The sequence below is a fragment of the Clostridiales bacterium genome, from assembly GCA_015243575.1.
In the GTDB taxonomy this organism is placed as follows: Bacteria; Bacillota; Clostridia; order Peptostreptococcales; family Anaerovoracaceae; genus Anoxybacterium; species Anoxybacterium hadale.
Genome location: CP042469.1, coordinates 2,119,679 through 2,138,566 on the forward strand (window position 1 = coordinate 2,119,679; position 18,888 = coordinate 2,138,566).

Annotated in this window: 13 protein-coding genes and 4 tRNA genes; all 17 read right to left on the bottom strand. The window is 42.6% G+C overall.

Features of this window, described 5'->3' with window-relative positions:
- A complete protein-coding gene (locus FRZ06_09265) occupies positions 1-2,412 on the bottom strand; it encodes a PAS domain S-box protein (protein QOX63528.1) in 2,412 nt (803 codons plus the stop codon).
- A gap of 12 nt (positions 2,413-2,424) precedes the next feature.
- Positions 2,425-5,631, bottom strand: a complete 3,207-nt coding sequence (locus FRZ06_09270; protein QOX63529.1) for a HAMP domain-containing protein — start codon at positions 5,629-5,631, stop codon at positions 2,425-2,427.
- A 9-nt stretch (positions 5,632-5,640) separates the two neighbouring features.
- Entirely contained in the window at positions 5,641-6,084 is a 444-nt protein-coding gene (locus tag FRZ06_09275; protein QOX63530.1) for a response regulator, read from the bottom strand.
- 361 nt (positions 6,085-6,445) lie between these two features.
- Complete coding sequence (locus FRZ06_09280; protein ID QOX63531.1) at positions 6,446-7,519, bottom strand: response regulator; 1,074 nt, start codon at positions 7,517-7,519, stop codon at positions 6,446-6,448.
- A 37-nt stretch (positions 7,520-7,556) separates the two neighbouring features.
- Positions 7,557-9,620, bottom strand: a complete 2,064-nt coding sequence (locus FRZ06_09285) for a PAS domain S-box protein (GenBank protein QOX63532.1) — start codon at positions 9,618-9,620, stop codon at positions 7,557-7,559.
- Positions 9,621-9,816: 196 nt separating this feature from the next.
- On the bottom strand, positions 9,817-10,005 hold the full coding sequence (locus FRZ06_09290) for a rubrerythrin (GenBank protein ID QOX63533.1): 189 nt from the start codon (positions 10,003-10,005) through the stop codon (positions 9,817-9,819).
- Between the two features lie 185 nt (positions 10,006-10,190).
- Positions 10,191-11,129, bottom strand: a complete 939-nt coding sequence (locus FRZ06_09295) for a hypothetical protein (GenBank protein ID QOX63534.1) — start codon at positions 11,127-11,129, stop codon at positions 10,191-10,193.
- Positions 11,130-11,222: 93 nt separating this feature from the next.
- Entirely contained in the window at positions 11,223-11,456 is a 234-nt protein-coding gene (locus tag FRZ06_09300; GenBank protein QOX63535.1) for a hypothetical protein, read from the bottom strand.
- A 748-nt stretch (positions 11,457-12,204) separates the two neighbouring features.
- Positions 12,205-12,280: transfer RNA gene (locus tag FRZ06_09305), tRNA-Met, on the bottom strand.
- A gap of 132 nt (positions 12,281-12,412) precedes the next feature.
- Positions 12,413-12,488, bottom strand: a tRNA-Met gene (locus tag FRZ06_09310).
- Positions 12,489-12,539: 51 nt separating this feature from the next.
- Positions 12,540-12,628 (bottom strand) — tRNA-Leu (locus FRZ06_09315).
- A 5-nt stretch (positions 12,629-12,633) separates the two neighbouring features.
- Positions 12,634-12,708, bottom strand: a tRNA-Asn gene (locus FRZ06_09320).
- A gap of 265 nt (positions 12,709-12,973) precedes the next feature.
- On the bottom strand, positions 12,974-13,552 hold the full coding sequence (locus FRZ06_09325; protein ID QOX63536.1) for an indolepyruvate oxidoreductase subunit beta: 579 nt from the start codon (positions 13,550-13,552) through the stop codon (positions 12,974-12,976).
- Positions 13,553-15,322 (bottom strand): indolepyruvate ferredoxin oxidoreductase subunit alpha, encoded by a 1,770-nt coding sequence (iorA, locus tag FRZ06_09330; GenBank protein ID QOX63537.1) that lies wholly within the window; start codon positions 15,320-15,322, stop codon positions 13,553-13,555.
- A gap of 35 nt (positions 15,323-15,357) precedes the next feature.
- On the bottom strand, positions 15,358-16,431 hold the full coding sequence (locus FRZ06_09335; GenBank protein QOX63538.1) for a tetratricopeptide repeat protein: 1,074 nt from the start codon (positions 16,429-16,431) through the stop codon (positions 15,358-15,360).
- Entirely contained in the window at positions 16,416-17,930 is a 1,515-nt protein-coding gene (locus FRZ06_09340; GenBank protein QOX63539.1) for a DUF4080 domain-containing protein, read from the bottom strand. Before FRZ06_09340 ends, FRZ06_09335 begins: the two co-directional genes overlap by 16 nt.
- Positions 17,931-17,981: 51 nt before the next feature.
- Positions 17,982-18,854, bottom strand: a complete 873-nt coding sequence (locus FRZ06_09345) for a B12-binding domain-containing radical SAM protein (protein ID QOX63540.1) — start codon at positions 18,852-18,854, stop codon at positions 17,982-17,984.
- Positions 18,855-18,888 lie beyond the last annotated feature (34 nt).

Sequence of the window (18,888 nt, forward strand, 5' to 3'; positions counted from 1 at the left end):
TTACTGTAATTCAGGAACAACAGCATCGACGAATATTTTTGCAATGCGCGCATCAAATTGACTTCCTGCGTGCTTCTTAATTTGATTGATCGACTCTTCTTTTGATAAAGCCCTGCGATATGGTCTGTCACTGGTCATCGCATCATAGCTGTCTGCAATCGATACAATCCTGGACAAGATCGGTATTTCTTCGCCGCGCAGACCTTTTGGATATCCGGTTCCATCCCAGCGTTCATGGTGGCACAAGGTTACTTCTGCAAGCTCCTGCATATCCTCGGAAGAGTTTAATATTCGAAAACCAATCTCAGGATGCTTTTTAATCTCATCATATTCTTTCTGTGTTAACGCCCCGGCCTTATCCAATATGCTTCCTTCCACTCCAATCTTGCCGATGTCATGCAGCAATCCAACTGCTTTCAATTTATTTAGCTCCATTTCAGACAGCTGTAGTGCTTTTCCTATGGATTGGCTAATATTGCTCACTCTTTGCGAGTGCTTTTCTTCTCTGGGACTTTTTTCATGGAGTGTATTGATGACTGTTTTTATGATACTTCCCCGCAGCCCTTCACTTTCTACAACTTTGTTCATATACATTTGATTTTCAGCACTTGTCATTACTTCCTGCGTGCTCTGATTGGGATCTTTTTTTACATCCCAGCCAAAGGAAATATGAATGCTGACATCATTGATCAGCACTTGGGAACAGTTTTCCCGGATGCGGTCAACCAGCAGAGCTGTCTCATCCAAATCTGTTGAAGGCAAGAGAATCACAAATTCATCCCCGCTCCAACGAAAAACAATATCATCTGGTCTGCATTCTGAACGAATAATACTAGCAATTCTCTTTAATAGTAAGTCACCCTGTTTATGTCCAAATGCATCATTGAACAGTTTAAACCCATTTACGTCTCCAACAATAATAGATAGCGGGAGATTTTCTCTTTTATCTAACTTTTGAATTTCTTCCTCAAAGTACCTTCGATTAAACAACCCTGTCAATTGATCATGATAGCTATAATAGAGAATTTCTTCTTCAGCACGTTTCCGCCTGGTGATGTCTTCCAGCATTAATATATGCTTCTTCCCTTCAGTGGGATCTGCCTCTACTTTGGAGACAGTCAAATTGGCCCACACATAGCCTGAATCAGGTCGGAGATATCTTTTGTTAATGTTGTAAGAACTGATCGCGCCTCCAAGAAATGAATCCCACAATTCCACTTCCGCTTCCAAATCATCAGGATGCGTAAATTCCATCCAATTCATTTCATTGATTTCATCAATGCCTCGACCGACGATGCGAATAAACTTATTGTTTGCCTGATTAATTTTATGGTTTTCCGTATCTACCAGCGCGATTCCAATAGGATATTGTTCAAAAATAGTTCGAAAGCGTTCTTCACTCTCCTTCAAGGTTTGCTCAGTTTCCTTCGCAGCCGCTTCCGCTTCCATTCGCTGCGTGATATCTCTATCTGCCGAATAATAATACCGGCCCTCTTTGATACAGCTCCACTCAAGATAGCGATATGAACCGTCCTTATGCCGGAATCGGGGAGTAAAGCCGATATTTTTACCAGACTCCTCAATCTGTTTCATCACTTGATAATACTCGTACAGGTCATCTGGGTGGAGATAATCCTGATAACGCATTTCTTTCAGATCCTCTTCTGTGTAACCCAGCAGGCTCTTCCAAGCTTTGTTATAGCGATAAAAATTTCCTCGGATATCTGTTATACTGAATAAATCTGAAGAAATATCAAAAAACTTATTGATCTCCCTGCTCTTTTCCTCCAATTCCAGGTTGAGCTTTTCAATTTCGTGTTCATGCTGAATCCTCTTGTTCAATTCCCTCTGGAGCTCCAAATTATTCTTCGCATACCTTGAAATCATCTGTGCATTTTGAAATAGGAATTTGCTGACGCTTTCAAATTGCACTTTTGACATTCTTTTTACTTTTGCCAATCCTCTCCGAAAGACTTCATCAGCAAGGCCGATGGACGCAGCATATGCTTCCAGCGGCTCAATTGGCTGATCTTCATCAAAAACCTGTCCAATCAGCCAATTGGCAATATGCTTGCCTTCTACAATAATACTGGCTCCGGCATCCAATAGTCCACCACTGTAGCATCGATGAAGAATGGGGCCGTCTTCATTGGTTTTACCGATGATCGCATCAGAATTCTTGCAGTGAATAAAGCCTTGCTCCGTTCTTCTAATCTCGTTACACAAGTCGCAAAATCCGCTGGGCTCCGTAATGGGAGTTCCATCTGGCTCTGTAATGATGGAAGCAACACCGGTTGCTTCCGAAAACAGGTCTTGGATTTTTTGAAGTTCTTCGATATCAAAATAATCGGAAAAGGAGTACTCTGACTTTTGAAGTTTACACTCCGTATCATGATTCACTGCGTATTCCATTTCTCTCACCCTCTAAAATTTATCAAAATCCAATAATTTTATCTCACTGGCATAGTCTCGCAAACGGAACCTGCCCACCATTTCTTTGAGCATTTCAGCCTGTCCGGACAGTTCCTCACTGGATGCAGCGCTTTGCTCCGCCGTCGCAGCATTATTCTGTACAACATGGGAAACCTGATTCAGACCGGTATTGATTTGTGCAATTCCCATGGCTTGTTCATTGGATGATTTTGCGATGGTAGTAATAACATCTGCAGTTTTTCCAACACCTGAAACGATTTCCTTCAATGCCTTTGCAGTACTGTTTGCAATTTCCGTCCCTGCAGAGGACTTCTGGATGGATTTTTGAATCAGATCCGTGGTCTCTTTGGCTGCTTCAGCACTCCTTGCGGCAAGACTTCTTACCTCCTCTGCGACCACCGCAAATCCCTTGCCATGCTGTCCCGCTCTCGCAGCTTCCACCGCAGCGTTGAGTGCAAGAATATTGGTTTGAAATGCAATATCATCAATCACCTTTATTATTTTTGAGATATTATTTGATGACTCGCTGATTTCATCCATGGCCAGAAGCATTTCTGCCATATGCTGGTTGCCCTGCTCTGCGCTGATCTTTACAGTCTGTGTCAGCTGATTTGCTTCATTCGCATTGCTTGCATTTTCTTTTGTCAATGCCGCCACCTCGGTAACAGAGGCATTCAACTCTTCTACAGTGCTTGCCTGCTCTGCAGTTCCCTGTGATAATGTCTGGCTTCCATCAGAAACTTGCTTTGAACCAACAGAGACCTGGTCAGATGACGTATTAATGTCACCAAGCAGCGTATTCAATGACTCCAGAATTCGATTCAAAGAATTGGAAATATGAATAAAGTCTCCTTTAAATTCCTTGACATTGCTAATACCAAGATTACCGTCTGAAATCGCTCCCAAAATCTCTGATATTTCACCCACAACATCATTCAGGTCACTGGCGGTATGATTGACCGCACTGGAAAGTACTCCAAATTCGCCCAGATAGTCACCCTCTACGGAAACATTCAGGTTACCCTCTGAAATTTCACGCATAACATTTGTCACTTCCTTGATGGGTTTCACCACTGATTCCAACAGCAGGTTTACACCGCCCACAAGTTCTCCCCATCCACCACTAAATCCGGAAGTATCTGCTCTTTTATCGAGTTGACCTTCCTGGGCAGCCTGGATCAGCATGTTGGTTTCATTCAAAAGACCACTTATCATATCAATGCAGTTATTTAGATTATTCTTAATCTCATTGAAGTCTCCATGGTAAACATCTGTGATTTTTGCAGGAATATCTCCCTTACTGATTCTGTCAATATAATCTGCCGTAAGGTTGATAGGTCGGACAAACGCCTCGATTAGGTTATTGATACCCTGCACCAGGGTTCCCCAATCTCCGCTGAATTTATCTGCATCGCCTCGTTTATCCAGGGTTCCTTCCTGAGCGGCAAGGATCAGAATATTGGTTTCTTCAAGTAAGGTATTCATCACATCAATACAACTGTTTAGATTCTCTTTTATCTCATTAAAATCACCATTATATGTATCAGTAATCTTCTCAGGAATATGACCCTTGCTGATGGCTTTTACGTACTCCGCTGTCACGTTAATCGGAGTTGCCATTGCATTGATCAGATTATTGACCCCTTGAATCAAGGTTCCCCAGTCTCCGCTGAATTTTTCTGAGTTTCCTCTGACATCAAGCTTTCCATCCTGCGCGGCCCGTATCAACAAATTGGTTTCCTCGAGCAGCCCATTCATCGAATCAATACATTCGTTCAAGCTGTTCTTTATTTCATTAAAGTCACCGTTATATTCATCTGTAATCCGATTCGGGATTTCTCCTTTACTAATCTGTTCCATGTACTCTGCAGCAACATTCAGCGGCAAAATGACCGCATCCAAAGTTCCATTGACACCGGCGATGATCTCTTTATAGCCTCCTTCAAATCGATCAGCATCGCCTCTTACTTCCAATCTTCCGGAAGCAGCTGCTGCCGTAAGCAGTTCAGCTTCAGCCACCAGGTCTTTCAATGTAGCAACTACAGCTGCCATGCTGATGCCAAGTACATCAGCATCCGACCGCGGCTTGACTTCAATGGTCAGATCTCCCATAGCAATTCTCTTTGCTGCATCGGTCTGTGTCTTCGTATTCTCGATCATCTTAGCAAACGCCACCGTAAGATCTCCAATTTCGTCTTTCTGTTTCGTCTCTGCAATGACATTGACATCACCAATTGCAAGCTTGTCTGCTATTTTCTTCAGATTTACAATGGGTCTGCTAATCATCATACCAAGATAGACTGCAGCAAGAATTCCCATCGCTGCAATCACAATGGAAGCAATTAGAATAGTGTTTCTAAGGGCAACTGAGCCCTTCAATACATCCTCTTCAAAGCTGCAGACTCCCAAAGTCCATCCGGTGCCGGGAATGGGTGCAAGGCTTGCCATTCGATATTCCCCATTATAATTGTATTCTATTGATCCTTCTTTCGCCAGGCCCAGCGCCTCTAGTTTCAGCCCAAACTCTTGCAAGCTTCCTCCGGTTTCAATATCAGCAAATATATTCACCTGATCGAGGACCATATTTTTATCAGGGTGGGCATAAATAACACCTTCTGGACCAAGAACAAAAGCATAGCCTCTTTCTCCTGAGCCAAGCTCATCTGTGATTGCACTTAACGCATTTCCGTCCCTTCTCCCCACAAGGACTCCTATCACACTGTTTCCAGATTGAATGGGTGCAGCGTACATGATAACCGGCTCACCGGTTACTTTGCTGACAATAACGCCTGAAATATTGGCTTCGCCTTGAAACGCCTTTTTCACGTATTCCCGATCTCCTAGCTGTGCAACTTCTCCACTCAATGCATAGCGGGCAGTACCATCGGGGGATACCACCGCTAAATCCAAATACTCAAGCCTCTCGGCGTCGGCTGCCAAGATCTCTCTTTGAAGCTCCCAGTTCATTGACTGCGTATCGGCTCGATTGGCGACCTCATTCAATATGCCAAGCCGCATTTGGACAACTGCATTCAAACGAGCTGCACCATCTTTAGCATTTTGCATTCCCAGTTCCTTCTGCTGCTGAATTAGTGCATTTGTGCTGGATCGTACTGACAAGACTCCTAAAATCGACGCCACGATCAGGATTAGTATACAAACAAATAAAGCAATTTTTTTTGATAGATTTAATTTCATTTTTTCCTCCTAAAACAAATCTTCCATACGATGAGTGATGAGTATTTCTTTTACAATTTTTCTCAGCATGACCAATTCTTCTTTTGGAACAAAAGCAGAGCAGCCTTCCCTGAAGGCTCTATCCAGGTCTCTCTCAAAAATATCTTCAGAGACGATAATGAAAGGAATTTTTTTATCCATACTGTTTCGAACTTCCAATGCCCCAAGAGCGCTGAAGCCCGGCATTGAATTGTCGCTGACAATCAAATCCCATTCCCACTCATTTAATGCATTTCTCATGGATTGCTGATTTGCTACCACTTTGTGGAATCGAATTGATACGTTCGCCTTTTTTATCTCTCGAATATTCAAATCCGCCGAATAGCGCGAGTCTTCTACTAAAAGGACCGATATTTCTTCCATTTTCCCCTCCCTTAAAGTGATCATCTGAGTCTTTACGATATTTTTATCCATATGGCTGAATCACTTTCCAGCCGAGATTTCATCAATATTGTATCGAATGATATTAGAGATGAACATGCATAAAAGATGGTTTCTACCATGAAAAACGTCGGCTTTGTGAGATTTTTATCAATCCCTTAAAGCTGTAAGTAAGATTCCACTGGGTTTGTTCTGATTTCTCACCAATAAAAAAAGTGGCTTCGCCACTTCCGCTAAGGAACCCTAACAGCCTTTGGCCTTTGGCCTCCGACTCGCTTCGCTCCCTGCTGTCCGTTTTTCCACTGCAGCTGAAGCTACATTTCCCACTATATTAAAAGAGGATGTTTTGTAACTCATCCTCTTTTCTCTAAAATAGTAACGGTTGGATCTGATACTACTTCCTATAATTTTTGGGCAACACGCCTGTATTCTTTTTAAAAAGCCTTCCGAAATACTCGGGATCTTTAAAACCAAGGATCTCTGAAATCTGATAATTTCTTAGTTTACCTTCTTGAAGCAGTTTTTTTGCTCTCTCTATCTTTACCATATTAATATATTGCAGCAGTGTTGTTCCGAATTTCTGTTTAAATGTTTCACTTAAATAAGATTTGTTGATAAAAAGCTTCTCTGAAAGAAGCTTGACGGAAGTCTCTTCATCCACATGGGTGAGCACATATTCACAAGTTTTGGATATAAGCTCACTGCTGGGACTGCCCATTAGTTTGTTTAACAGTACGATTAGCTCCCTGAGAATCCCGTTTGCGCTGTTTTGAAGCTCTTCTACAACTTCGCTTCCCGAATAGAAATCTGCTTCCAATTGATCCAAATCAATAAAGAGCTCCAGCCACGGGTAGGTCTGCCTGAGCGCTCCAATAAGCTCATGGGTAGTATTTTTCAATGCATCCATAGCTTTGAAATGATCGTAATGATATAGATGACAAATCCGGCCAATTAAATCCACAGCCTGGTCTACTGCTTTGAGGTTTCTGCTTTTGATGTTGTGAATCAGCTGCTTTTTATCCTCTGTTAGGCTTATGGCATCATGAGCATAATCTTGCAGTTCTAGATTTTGCCGCTCCTCTTCACGCAGATTGCCCAAATATCTTCCAATTCTGCCAAGCAATTCAGCCAGGCTTGCTTCCTCTACTGGTTTTCCTATGTAATCAAAAGCACCATATAAGATCCCTTGCCGTGCAAAGTGATATTCAGTAAAGTCACTCAGCAAAACCGTAACAGGACATAGCTTTCTTTCCGAGATCTGTCGTAAGAGTTCAATCCCGTCGACTCGGGGCATTCTAATATCTGTGATTACAAGGTCAAAGGAGTTGTTTTCTAATTGTTCCAGTGCATCCAAACCATCTACTGCTTCGGCCTCAATCATGAATCCCGATGATTCTCCCCACAGCTTTAACCGTTTCACATCTCTCCGCATCACTTCAACATCGTCAACAATCATCACCTTGAACAATAGATTCCCTCCCAACGTTTCGTTGATTTTGTTCTTCTTATTTTGGAAGTGTAACGTATATCGTCGCCCCTTTACCAGCTTTTCCTAAAATCCGTACTCTTCCGCCATGTTTCTTGATGATTTTCTGAACGGTAGCAAGCCCAATTCCCGTTCCCTCATATTCCTCGGCAGAATGAAGTCTTTGAAAAATTCCGAACAGCTTTTCCGAGGATTCCATTGGAAAACCGACTCCATTGTCATTTACATAAATCGTAATTTGATTTGCTTCAATGGTATGTCCAACCTTAATGACTGCAGTGTCGGTATTGCGGGTGAATTTCACGGCATTGGAAATTATATTGTTCACGACTTGTTTTAATAGAATTTTATCCCCTTCTATCTTGGGGATTTGTGTCTCCATGATGAGCTTGATACGCCGCTCCGGTATTGCAGCAGTCAGCTCATTGAAGGTTAATTCGAATAATTGATGAAGGTCGATGGTTTCCCGATATAATCCAAGACGCGACGCTGTTGAATATTGAAGAAGCTTGTTAATCAGTGCAATCATGTCTCTGCTGATATTTTTGATGTTGCTAAGGATGTCTTGGATTTCACCCTCTATTACTTCCGGATAATCCTCCATTAAAATCCTACTGTATGCATCTATGGCTCTTAACGGAGATTTCAAATCATGGGATACCGTATAGGCAAATGCTTCCAGCTCATTCACCGACTTCTGAAGTTCTGAGGTTCTTTCTTCTACCCGCTGCTCCAGTTCCGTGTTAAGCTTAAGTATTTCGTAGCTTGCAATTTTTTGTTCAGTAATGTCCCGGGCAATTACCAATGATCCGTCTGTATTATTATAATGAATTGGGACTGCACTTACCTCCACGAAAACAGAAGTACCATCAAGCCTTAGGAAAATCACCTCATTGGGAGGCATCGATTTTTTCTCCTCCAGCAGAATTTTGACCCGTTCTCTGATGATCCCATGGTAATCTGGGTGATAGCGGTCCATTACATTTGTATTGAGCAGCTGCGCTGCAGATTGCGCCCCAAAAACAGAAACTGCGAACTCATTAATGTATCGAAACTTACCTTCCGATACAATGAAGATTGCTTCCGGTGCGCTTTCCACTAAAAGGCGGAAGCGTTGCTCGCTTTCATACAGTGCTAGGTTGGCTACAACTCGATCGGATATGTCATGTATTATGGAATAAAGATAAGTTTTTTCTTTCAAGGTGACAGGGCTGCTATGCACCTCAACATCTACAGCTTCCCCCGAGGCTCTTCTATGCTGAAATAAAAAATAGTTTCTTTTCTCCAGGTAAGCCTTCTCCATTTCAGCTTTTGTTTCATCGGGATTGAGCGTATTAATCTGCTCGATGTTCATTGACTTCAAGGTCTCTATTGTCCATCCATAGAATCTGGAAGCTGCTGGGTTTGCATCAATAATACTTCCGCTATGAGGATCAATAAGGAGCATAATATTGTGGCTGTTATGAAAGATACTTTTATATCGTTCTTCCGCATCCATGATCCTGGTTTGTGCTTCTTTCCGTTCCTTTTGCTGTAATATCAAAAGGCTAAGGATCACAGTGGCTATCGGATATACCAATAAAACCGGTATTGTGATTTGTTCTATGATTTGTAATGCCGTATCCCATGCTAGAACAAATGCATCTACTAGCATCAAAAGGTGAACTACAACTCCAAAGAGATAGATATTAACCCACCGTAGTCTTCCATATTGGGGTATAAAAAAGTGCCTCCATAAGCCTCCAACGCAAACTGATGTAACAATCGTTGCAATGCCCATCAGAAGTCCTGCTCCACCCAGCGCAATCCGATACAGGACCAATATAATCGATGCAATGCTTGCTGGTAACAATCCAAATGTCAGTGCAGATGTGCTAATTAGAATCGTGCGGGTATCAAAAAATATACCGGGCTTTAATTCATAAGGAAACGTCATTATGATCAATCCTATGAAACCAATGAGAATACCATTCATCCACGGTACCAGCTTAACCCATCCAGCTGGTATGTTATAACTAATTTCATAAATAATGATTAAAGCCAATAGCAGTGCTGCGTTATTGATTAAACCCATTATAATCATGCTTCAATATTCCTTTACTATTACAACTTATACTACTTATTTTCCATTATTTGATTTGCATGTTTTTTTAGAATTACTGCATTTTGGTCTTTCTATTATAAAATTACCATTTGAGTATTGCAACATATTTTTATCTATTTCGACAATATTCGACGTTAAGATTGCAAAAGAAAAACCACCCATTGGGTGGCCGTCTTCAGTGCTTCTGGGATTCAAGATATTTCTGCAGCTTTTGCGCTTGCTTTCCTTCTGAAAGCGAGTAGTCGCCGAAAAACTCCTGCAAATCCTTATCCTCTATCTTTGCAGAATAAGCTTTGAAATCCCGTACTCGTTCCTGCGTGTCCAGCAAAGCCTTTTTCAGATAGTCTACGGTTTGCATCTCCATTTGATTCACCTCCATCTAATCGCTAAAGGATGCTCTGGTTTCATTGTCGATCTTTGTACGTATGAAACCAACCAGTGCTTCACTATTAGTATGGACAGATTAACCGCAATCATGTGCTGCACATTTTATCGATGGACTTGATTTTCTTGATTTTTGCTCATGCACAGGGGTTCTATTGTTTTTACTTATATATAATTCTTCTTTTTTATTTTATCAATCAAATCTTCGTAGGGCTTACCTAACCTTTCACGCTTCACATAATTCTCAAGGAGAACCATTGTAAATTGGAACTTGGTCCGATACTCTTCATGCATATCGGTATAGTCAGAATCAAGGATACGTTCTAAAATTGTGAATCCGTTGTCATCCTTAATTGATAAATCTGGTTTGTACTTTAAAAGGACATCCGCACAATCCCATCTCAAATAATCCACTGCCTGCATTAGCGGGGTAATCCCATTTGTCTTAAGGTCTACATCTGCTCCCGCATACAGTAACATGTCAGCTACCTGAGGTGATCCAGTAGTTACATTCCCCTGAAGCAAACTAGTCTCATTATAAGGAATATAGTTTGGATCTGCGCCTTTACTTAATATATCATGGATACCCTGAATAGATTCGGTGTATTCTTCCACATTACCCTGCCAGTATGCCACATTCGACCCCGTCACTGCATTATATAGCTGTCCATTTAAGGTAAAAATTTGTACAAAGCGAAGTTTACTATCCCATTGTACCTCAGCCCCGCTATTTTCGGCTATAAATCTAACCGGAACCACTGTATGTCCATTAATAATTGCTGGTGCGATCAACAGTGCTTTCTCCTGGTTATTCACCTTTGCAATTTTACTCGCTATCGTTAGCTGAATGTTAAGTCCTTCCTTCTCCGCAACAATAGTTTTCGTCTGATTATCCCATTTCACGTTTAACCCAAGTCTTTCAAAAATGGGGCGAAACTCAACCAAAGTGTTCCCATTTTCCATCTGCGGCTCAAGAGATAAATTGACAAAATCATAATCAACAAGGACACGAATCGGTTTAGATTCTTCTGCAGATGACTGAAAGGTCATCACAATTAGAAACAAAAGGACCAAGAAAAATATATAAGTACTTTTTTTACGCATAGGAACCGCCCTCTCCTTTTCGTTCAAGTCTGTTCTTGACTTATATCGCCATCATCAATATGAGGAAGAAAAAATAGTCTGAACTTTTGTGAATTAACAGATATACTTCAGCATTATTTTAATCAATCCGTAGCCAGACAGTAGAGAGATCACTCCTCCGAAAACAATCCAGCCTGCTACAGTGTAGTTTACTTGGTAAATATCCCATCCATCTGACAAAATCATCAGAAAAAACATTCCGATCGCATAACTTTTTAAGATACAAAGTGATCCAAGAACGAATATTGCCAATAAAAGGATACCATAGTTTTTTGTGATCGAGTTCATATCAATACCCCCTAGTCTTTTACGACTATCATACCCCATTTATTTCCATATGGCAATGAAAATAGCTTTACAAGTTCTAAACAGGACAACACCTGAATAATTTATTAATAATTAAATCTCATCGGAAAGGAGGGTATAAATTGAAAAAATATTTAATCCCCGTTATCATTCCGATCATACTGCTGCACGTTGACAAAATCGTAATCGTATTCAGCTAAAAGAAAAGGTAATTTGCGACTAAAATCGCAATTACCTCTTACATAAACCAAATTATGATTATACCCATTTAATACGATGAACAGATTGCTTCAACAGAGCACCCATTCCCTTCTTGTACTTATTGTTATCTCCCCAAAATTATCTCAGATATGTTTTTTATCTTATATTTAACAATAAAAAACCATGGAAGCGTTTTGATTCCATGGACATTTACGTGGTTGCGGGAAAAGGATTTACACAGATGTGCCGATTTACATTCGATCTGCACATCTGCCGTCCTGAGAGACCTCTTTCAGGCCTCTTGGACCACCCCCCTAAAAACAGTCCACGACTGTTTTCTTTACGGCGGGTGCCTGTTCAGGTTACGCACCTAACCTTATTTGTGAAACAAATATCTGGTAGGTGCCATACGGGAATCCCCCAGCTTCAGCTGGTTGGGATTCTTCCGTTCAAATCCTCTTCCCATGGTATTGAATGAACTTAGCGGCAGAAATAAAAAACGACAGAATATTATCTGTCGCTAAGTTCATGGTTGCGGGAAGAGGATTTGAACCTCTGACCTTTGGGTTATGAGCCCAACGAGCTACCAGCTGCTCCATCCCGCGATATTAAGTTTTCGGCAATACTGCCATCGTTCAGTTGACAATCAAGGTGTTGGTGCCGGAGACCGGAGTCTTAATGTTCGGTACCGACCGAGGGATATTAAAAGACAGGCGTTATACCTGTCATAATAAATATGGTTGCGGGAATAGGATTTGAACCTATGACCTTTGGGTTATGAGCCCAACGAGCTACCAGCTGCTCCATCCCGCGGTATTAAGTTTGCGGCAATTACCGCTTTTGTTCAATTATCAATCAGTATGTTGGTGCCGGAGACCGGGGTCGAACCGGTACGATCGGTAAAGATCGCAGGATTTTAAGTCCTGTGCGTCTGCCAATTCCGCCACTCCGGCATTGTTGGCTCCAAGGGTGGGGCTCGAACCCACAACCTATCGGTTAACAGCCGAGTGCTCCACCATTGAGCTACCTTGGAATACCAATCCATCATCGCTGACGACAAGATTTATTATATATCAGAACGAGCAGTAATGTCAACAACTTTTATCATTAAATTCTTAAGTTTTTGTCTTTTTTTCAAGAGGAAAGGCCCAACACCTCTGAAGGCGTTGCTGATACTTGGTTCCTGGCCATAGACCCAATGACTCAAATGCTATCATTTTTGCTGTATCTAGTCAAAAAGACTGAGGAATGAGTATAAAATCGCTCCCCAGTCCCTAAATTATTTGCAGCTTCTACAGTTATGCAACCTGATCGGCTCCTGCTCGGAACGCTTTGATATTAATTTCTTCAAATCCCGGTTTCACGTTGTGCCTGATAACCTCTTCCCAATCGATACCAGGAATGTCCATTGCCTTTGTAAGCGCTCCCAGAAGGACGATGTTCATCGTCTTGGAGTTTCCCAGCTCAGAAGCGATTTCTCCGGCCTTAAAGACCGATGCCTTTGCTTTATGTACCAGCTCTTCCACAATACCCTCTGGATATTTTGCAATACCCTGCTGCACAGGTACCGATGGAATTTCAAAATCATTGATAACCATCTTTCCACCCTGCTTCAGGTATTCGATCCAGCGCAGCGCTTCCATTGCCTCAAAGGCTACAATAACGTCCGCTTCTCCTTTTCCTACGATGGGGGAGTATACCTTTTTGCCGAAACGAATCTGTGTACTGACATTTCCGCCTCTCTGGGACATCCCGTGAATCTCGGACATCTTTACGTCATACCCGGCTTGTGACAGCCCTTCCGAGAGAATCTTGCTAGCCAAAATGGTTCCCTGTCCGCCAACGCCGACAAGAAGGATATTCTTTACTTCACTCATTTATTTCACCTCCCGAATCGCATCGAAGGGACATACCTGCTTACAAATGCTGCAGCCAGTGCAGGAATCCGGATTGATTACGATCTGATCTCCCGAGTTAATTGCAGGGCATCCTGTTCGGACACAGGACTTACACTTTTTACATGTTTCCTGGTCGATTTCACATTTTTTTGGTGTGAGGTCAAACTCTTTTTTATCCTGCTCGCTGAATTTTTTCAGAATGCAAGGCCATTTTGCGATGATCACAGTAGGCTCATCCTTGGCAAGACCATAAGAAAGTGCATGATCCATTGCTTTCAAATCGAGGGGATTCACGGTTAGGACGTTTTCTTCCTTCATACCGATGGCTTTGCAGAGCAGAGGAATATCCACCTCTACGGCAACATCTCCCATTAAGGTGAAGCCTGTTCCCGGATTTTCCTGATGTCCTGTCATTCCCGTGATTCTGTTATCGAGAATCACAGTAACACTGTTTCCGTTGTTATAGACCACGTCCATCAGACTATTGATTCCTGTGTGGAAGAAGGTGGAGTCACCGATAACAGAAACTACCTTCAGATCCGACCCATTCTTTTTCAGAGCCTGTGCAGCTCCATGGCCTGCACTGATGCTTCCGCCCATGCAGATACAGGTATCCATTGCTGAAAGCGGCGCTGCAGAACCAAGGGTATAACAGCCGATATCTCCTGTAATGATGATGTTCTTTTTCTTCTTCAAGGCGTAGAAGAAGCCTCTGTGAGGACATCCGGCGCAGAGCGCAGGCGGTCTTACCACAGCTTCCTTTTCTGACTGGATCGTCTCAGTGGAGATACCGAAGATCGCTTTGCGAACGATATCCGTATTGAGTTCATCCATCTCTGGAATCAGTTCTTTCCCAATACAAGGGATGCCTGCCATCTTCAGATGGTTTTCAATATAGGGATCCATCTCCTCGATCACATAAAGCTTCTTAACCTTGCCAGCAAATTCTTTGATCTTTGCCATTGGCATAGGGAAGGTCATACCCAGCTTTAAATAAGAAACGTCCTCTCCGAAAACTTCTCTGGCATACTGATATGCCACACCGGAGCTGATGACACCGACTTCCGTGCCATTATATTCTGCTTGATTAATCTCAGCGTTATTGGAATACTCCTCCATGCTCTTTAAACGGTCGATGAGTTTTCTTCTCAGCGCCTTTCCGTTGGCTGGAGTTGCAACATATTTGGCAATCTTTTTTTCATAGGGGATGAGCGCAGACTCAACCCGATCCTCCAGGCTGACAAGACTCTTGCTGTGACAGACTCTTGTAGTCATTCTCAGCATAACCGGTGTGTCAAATTTTTCGCTGAGTTCAAGACCAAGCTTCATATAATCCTTGGACTCCTGGCTGTCTGAGGGCTCCAGCATGAGAACTCTTGCAGCAGTTGCATAGTTTCTGTTATCCTGTTCGTTCTGTGAGCTGTGCATTCCGGGATCGTCCGCAGAAACAAGAACACAGCCTCCCGTTACACCTGTATAGGCAAAGGTAAACAGCGGATCCGCAGCAACATTGACACCCACATGCTTCATCGCAGCCATGGAACGCGCTCCGGCAATCGAAGCACCAATCGCTGCTTCTAAAGCAACCTTTTCGTTGGGTGCCCATTCACAGTACAAATCATTTTTATACTGTACCATATTTTCCAGAATCTCCGTGCTGGGAGTGCCCGGATAGGCAGAAGCAAAGGTTAATCCAGCTTCATAGGCTCCTCTTGCCACGGCTTCGTTTCCCGTCATCAGTCGTTTCATTCATATCCTCCCTTATTCACAATACTTCGGTTATCCTACTTATGTCCGCCAGATTTAATTAATTCGGCTTTCTTTCTGTACTTTGTCTCGTTTTCCTTATCCTTGCTTTCCGCATAGATTTCTGCCAATTCCTCCATAGACTCAATATGGGAAGGATTCAGTGCCAGAACATTCTTAAAGTTTGTGACAGCATCCTTACGATTTCCCGTTCTCAAATACGCTACTCCAAGATAATAGGACATAGGCCACCAATCTTTAAATTTCGTATTTACAAAGGGCTCCAGGATATCAATCCCTAGTTCATATCTCCCGGCAAGTACCGCATTGCAGCCTTCTTCGATCTTTACCGGCTGCTCAAGCTGACGCATTCGTTCCATAATTTCTTTTCTATCTTTCAGATTGCCGTTTCGTTTGAGAAACTGCTCCCAGGCAAGTTTTGCTTTGATATAGAGTCCCATATTGAGATATGCATAACCAAGATAATAATAGGACTGGTTGTATCTCGGGTAAAAGTCAACCAAGAGTTCGAAATATTCAATGGATTCGGCTTTAAAACGTCCGATATACTCTGCATTATTGCTGGAAAGGTAAAGCTCTCTGCAGACTCTTGCATAGCTATACATGGCATGAATATTGGTAGGCAAAATGCAAAGTGCTGCTCGGAAATGTATCGCAGCTGCATCTAAATCCTTCAGTTCCGCCAAGTCTCTGCCCTTTTTTACGAGCGCATTAACAATTCGCTTTGGCGCAAATCCGGAAAGCATCTTGACATACTGTTCTGTGTATTGAAACTTGGGATCGATACCCATGATCCAGGCCAGGTTTTCCTGAAGGAACGGAATCTTGATCCCTTCTCCACCCTTAAACCCTTCCAAATCCTCTTTGCGAAGAGGAATCGGAACACCTTTCATATATTCGAGATTTGTTCGTTTGATATAATCTTCACTGAATTCATCAAAAACGAAGGTCTTCGTGTATTTCTTGAGATATTTTCCGACTCGATCCGGACGCTCCTTGATATCATACTCTTCCGGGGTTTTCTGGGGTGCTTCAATCTTGTCTTCCTTTTTCTTTAGAAATTGCATCATTTCACCTACAGGATTTCCCATCCCTTTCTCTCAAATTTTTTAACCGCATCCGGATTGAGGGTCTCCTTCATATCCAGTGTGAGCAGCTCTTGCATTGTATTTTTAATATCAGGAATAAAGCGTTCTTTCCAGCCTGCATAAAGTAGAAAAATCCGGTATAGGTCTTCCTTCTTATGTGACTTGTGCTGAAAGCCTTTCAGATAATAATAATCGGCAAACTCCTCGTAAAAATCAAAGGGTGCCAGCTCTAGGCTGTCCATACAAAAGTCCAGCGTTCGGCGAAAGCCACCTCTATTATAATATAAATCCAAAAGATTCTCCATCTTCTTTAAACGAACCAAGTCCAGTGCAGTCATGTAGTTATTTGATATAATCTCGTAGGGCGCTTTGCTCCTGTAGATATAACCGTGTTCTTCTGCCTGTTCCCGGATGGGAGCTCCTTTGATCAGTTTTAGAAAACCCAGCTGCAACTGATGGGCTTTCAATTGGTACACATCATTGAAAGAACTTCGAAACGATGCATAATCCTCATAAGGAAGCCCGGCGATTAAATCTAGATGTAGATGAATATTTCCCAATGCTTTGAGACGCTTCACATTTTCAGCAAGCCTTGGAAAATTACTGTTTCTGTTACATGCTGCCAGTGTTTTTTCATGGGTTGACTGTACGCCGATTTCAAATTGGAACAATCCCGGCCTCGCCTGAGCCAGCAGCCGGATGAGTTCCTCGTCTACCAGATCCCCACAGAGTTCAAAGTGAAAATTAGTCACGCCGTTGTCGCTGAGAATCAGATATTGCAGAATCTCTGCGCACCTTCGCCTGTCCCAGTTGAAGGTTCTGTCGATGAATTTTACTTGTTTCACCTGCTTATAGATAAAATAACTCAAATCCGATCTGACTCGTTCCATAGGCAGTGTTCTTACTTTGCGCTCAATTGAGGAAAGGCAGTAGCTGCATTGAAAAGGACAGCCTCTTGAAGACTCGTAATACATGACTTTGTCGTCCTCGCAGACAAGACTTAAATATGGAAAAGGCACTGATTCAAAAACCAGCGGCGGCGCCGGCGGATTGACAAAGATTTTTCCGTCAATGCGGTAAGTAAGACCTCTGATTCGCTCAAGTTCTGGCGTTCCAGATATCATGCTTTCTGCGAATTCGCTAAAGGGCCCTTCTCCTTCACCGGAAATGACAAAGTCCACAAACTTATGCTGCCCCATGAAAGGAACCACATCATAACTGACCTCAGGCCCCCCGAAAAGAATCTTTTGGTCAGGTTTGGCCTTTTTTAAAGTCTCAGCCAGATAGAGCGTCTTTTCAACATTCCAGATATAACAAGAAAAGCAGATCAGATCGTAATCTTTCCGCAGCAGCTCTGTCAATATGTAATCGTCATCATTGTTAATCGTGAATTCCTGAATATCGATATTTCGCCTGCTGCTCTCCGCACTGGCATAGAGGTACTTCAATGCCAGATTGGAGTGCACATATTTCGAATTCAGCGTGGTAAGTAATAGTTTCATATCCGGTCTCCGTAGCGGTTATTTCACTGCATCAGGTTTACCCGGCATGCCCTACAGCATACGGAACCGGTCATCCTTCAGCGAATCTGCATGGTTCATAGCGTTTCGCAGCTGGCTGAGCATCAGGTCCTTGTCCTGAGGAAGATCTCCTTTCAGTGACACGTAGTTTGATGCATGATTGCTGCGGAATACACAGGTTTTTTTCACATTTGCATGTTCAAGAAGCAGCTCTGTCTCCTTTAGAACTTCCAGGGGGGAAAGTAATTCGAGACGTCCCTCTGCAATATCACGGTGCATTTCAGCACCGGGCTCGGTGATTAATGTCAACAGTCCTACATAAGAAGCTTCCATTTCGCTAATCATGGTTCCTGACTCGATGGCATGATCCTCCCAACCTGCCTTACCTGCAAGGCCTGAAATAAAAGTCACAGATGCAGGGATATCCGCTGTCTCAACTCGTCTTACCGATTCAATAATATCTGCTCTTGTTGCTCCCTTGTTCACTGCTTTCAGCACACGGTCACTTCCTGATTCCGCGCCGATATAAATGATTCCGATGCCATGCTCCCTTAACTCCACAAGATCCTCGTGGGATTTTCTCAGAATGTCCTGAGGAGAGCCATAAATCCCGACTCTTTCGCATTCAGGGAACAGCTTCTTGATGTAATCCAGAATCACAAGTAATTCTTTGTTCTGCAAGACCAAGGCATCTCCGTCTGCGAGAAAAATCCTGTTGATCCTTCTATAATTCTGTCTGGCCATATCCAGATCTTCCAAGACCTCTTTAACGTTTCTGACTCTGAATTTTTTTTCCTTAAACATAGTGCAGAAGGTACATTTGTTATGGGCGCACCCAATTGTAACTTGTATTATAAGGCTGTAAGCCTCACTGGGCGGTCTATAAACACTGCCTTCGTATCTCATTATGATAACTTCCTTTCTTCGCGCTCTCAATTCT

What these genes read in the sequence shown, in the direction of transcription:
- FRZ06_09345 (QOX63540.1), bottom strand. Translation starts at nt 18,854, where the DNA reads ATGAGATACGAAGGCAGTGTTTATAGACCGCCCAGTGAGGCTTACAGC.
- FRZ06_09285 (QOX63532.1), bottom strand. Translation starts at nt 9,620, where the DNA reads ATGATTATAATGGGTTTAATCAATAACGCAGCACTGCTATTGGCTTTA.
- FRZ06_09295 (QOX63534.1), bottom strand. Translation starts at nt 11,129, where the DNA reads ATGCGTAAAAAAAGTACTTATATATTTTTCTTGGTCCTTTTGTTTCTA.
- FRZ06_09335 (QOX63538.1), bottom strand. Translation starts at nt 16,431, where the DNA reads ATGGGAAATCCTGTAGGTGAAATGATGCAATTTCTAAAGAAAAAGGAA.
- FRZ06_09265 (QOX63528.1), bottom strand. Translation starts at nt 2,412, where the DNA reads ATGGAATACGCAGTGAATCATGATACGGAGTGTAAACTTCAAAAGTCA.
- FRZ06_09290 (QOX63533.1), bottom strand. Translation starts at nt 10,005, where the DNA reads ATGGAGATGCAAACCGTAGACTATCTGAAAAAGGCTTTGCTGGACACG.
- FRZ06_09275 (QOX63530.1), bottom strand. Translation starts at nt 6,084, where the DNA reads ATGGATAAAAATATCGTAAAGACTCAGATGATCACTTTAAGGGAGGGG.
- FRZ06_09300 (QOX63535.1), bottom strand. Translation starts at nt 11,456, where the DNA reads ATGAACTCGATCACAAAAAACTATGGTATCCTTTTATTGGCAATATTC.
- FRZ06_09270 (QOX63529.1), bottom strand. Translation starts at nt 5,631, where the DNA reads ATGAAATTAAATCTATCAAAAAAAATTGCTTTATTTGTTTGTATACTA.
- iorA (QOX63537.1), bottom strand. Translation starts at nt 15,322, where the DNA reads ATGAAACGACTGATGACGGGAAACGAAGCCGTGGCAAGAGGAGCCTAT.
- FRZ06_09340 (QOX63539.1), bottom strand. Translation starts at nt 17,930, where the DNA reads ATGAAACTATTACTTACCACGCTGAATTCGAAATATGTGCACTCCAAT.
- FRZ06_09325 (QOX63536.1), bottom strand. Translation starts at nt 13,552, where the DNA reads ATGAGTGAAGTAAAGAATATCCTTCTTGTCGGCGTTGGCGGACAGGGA.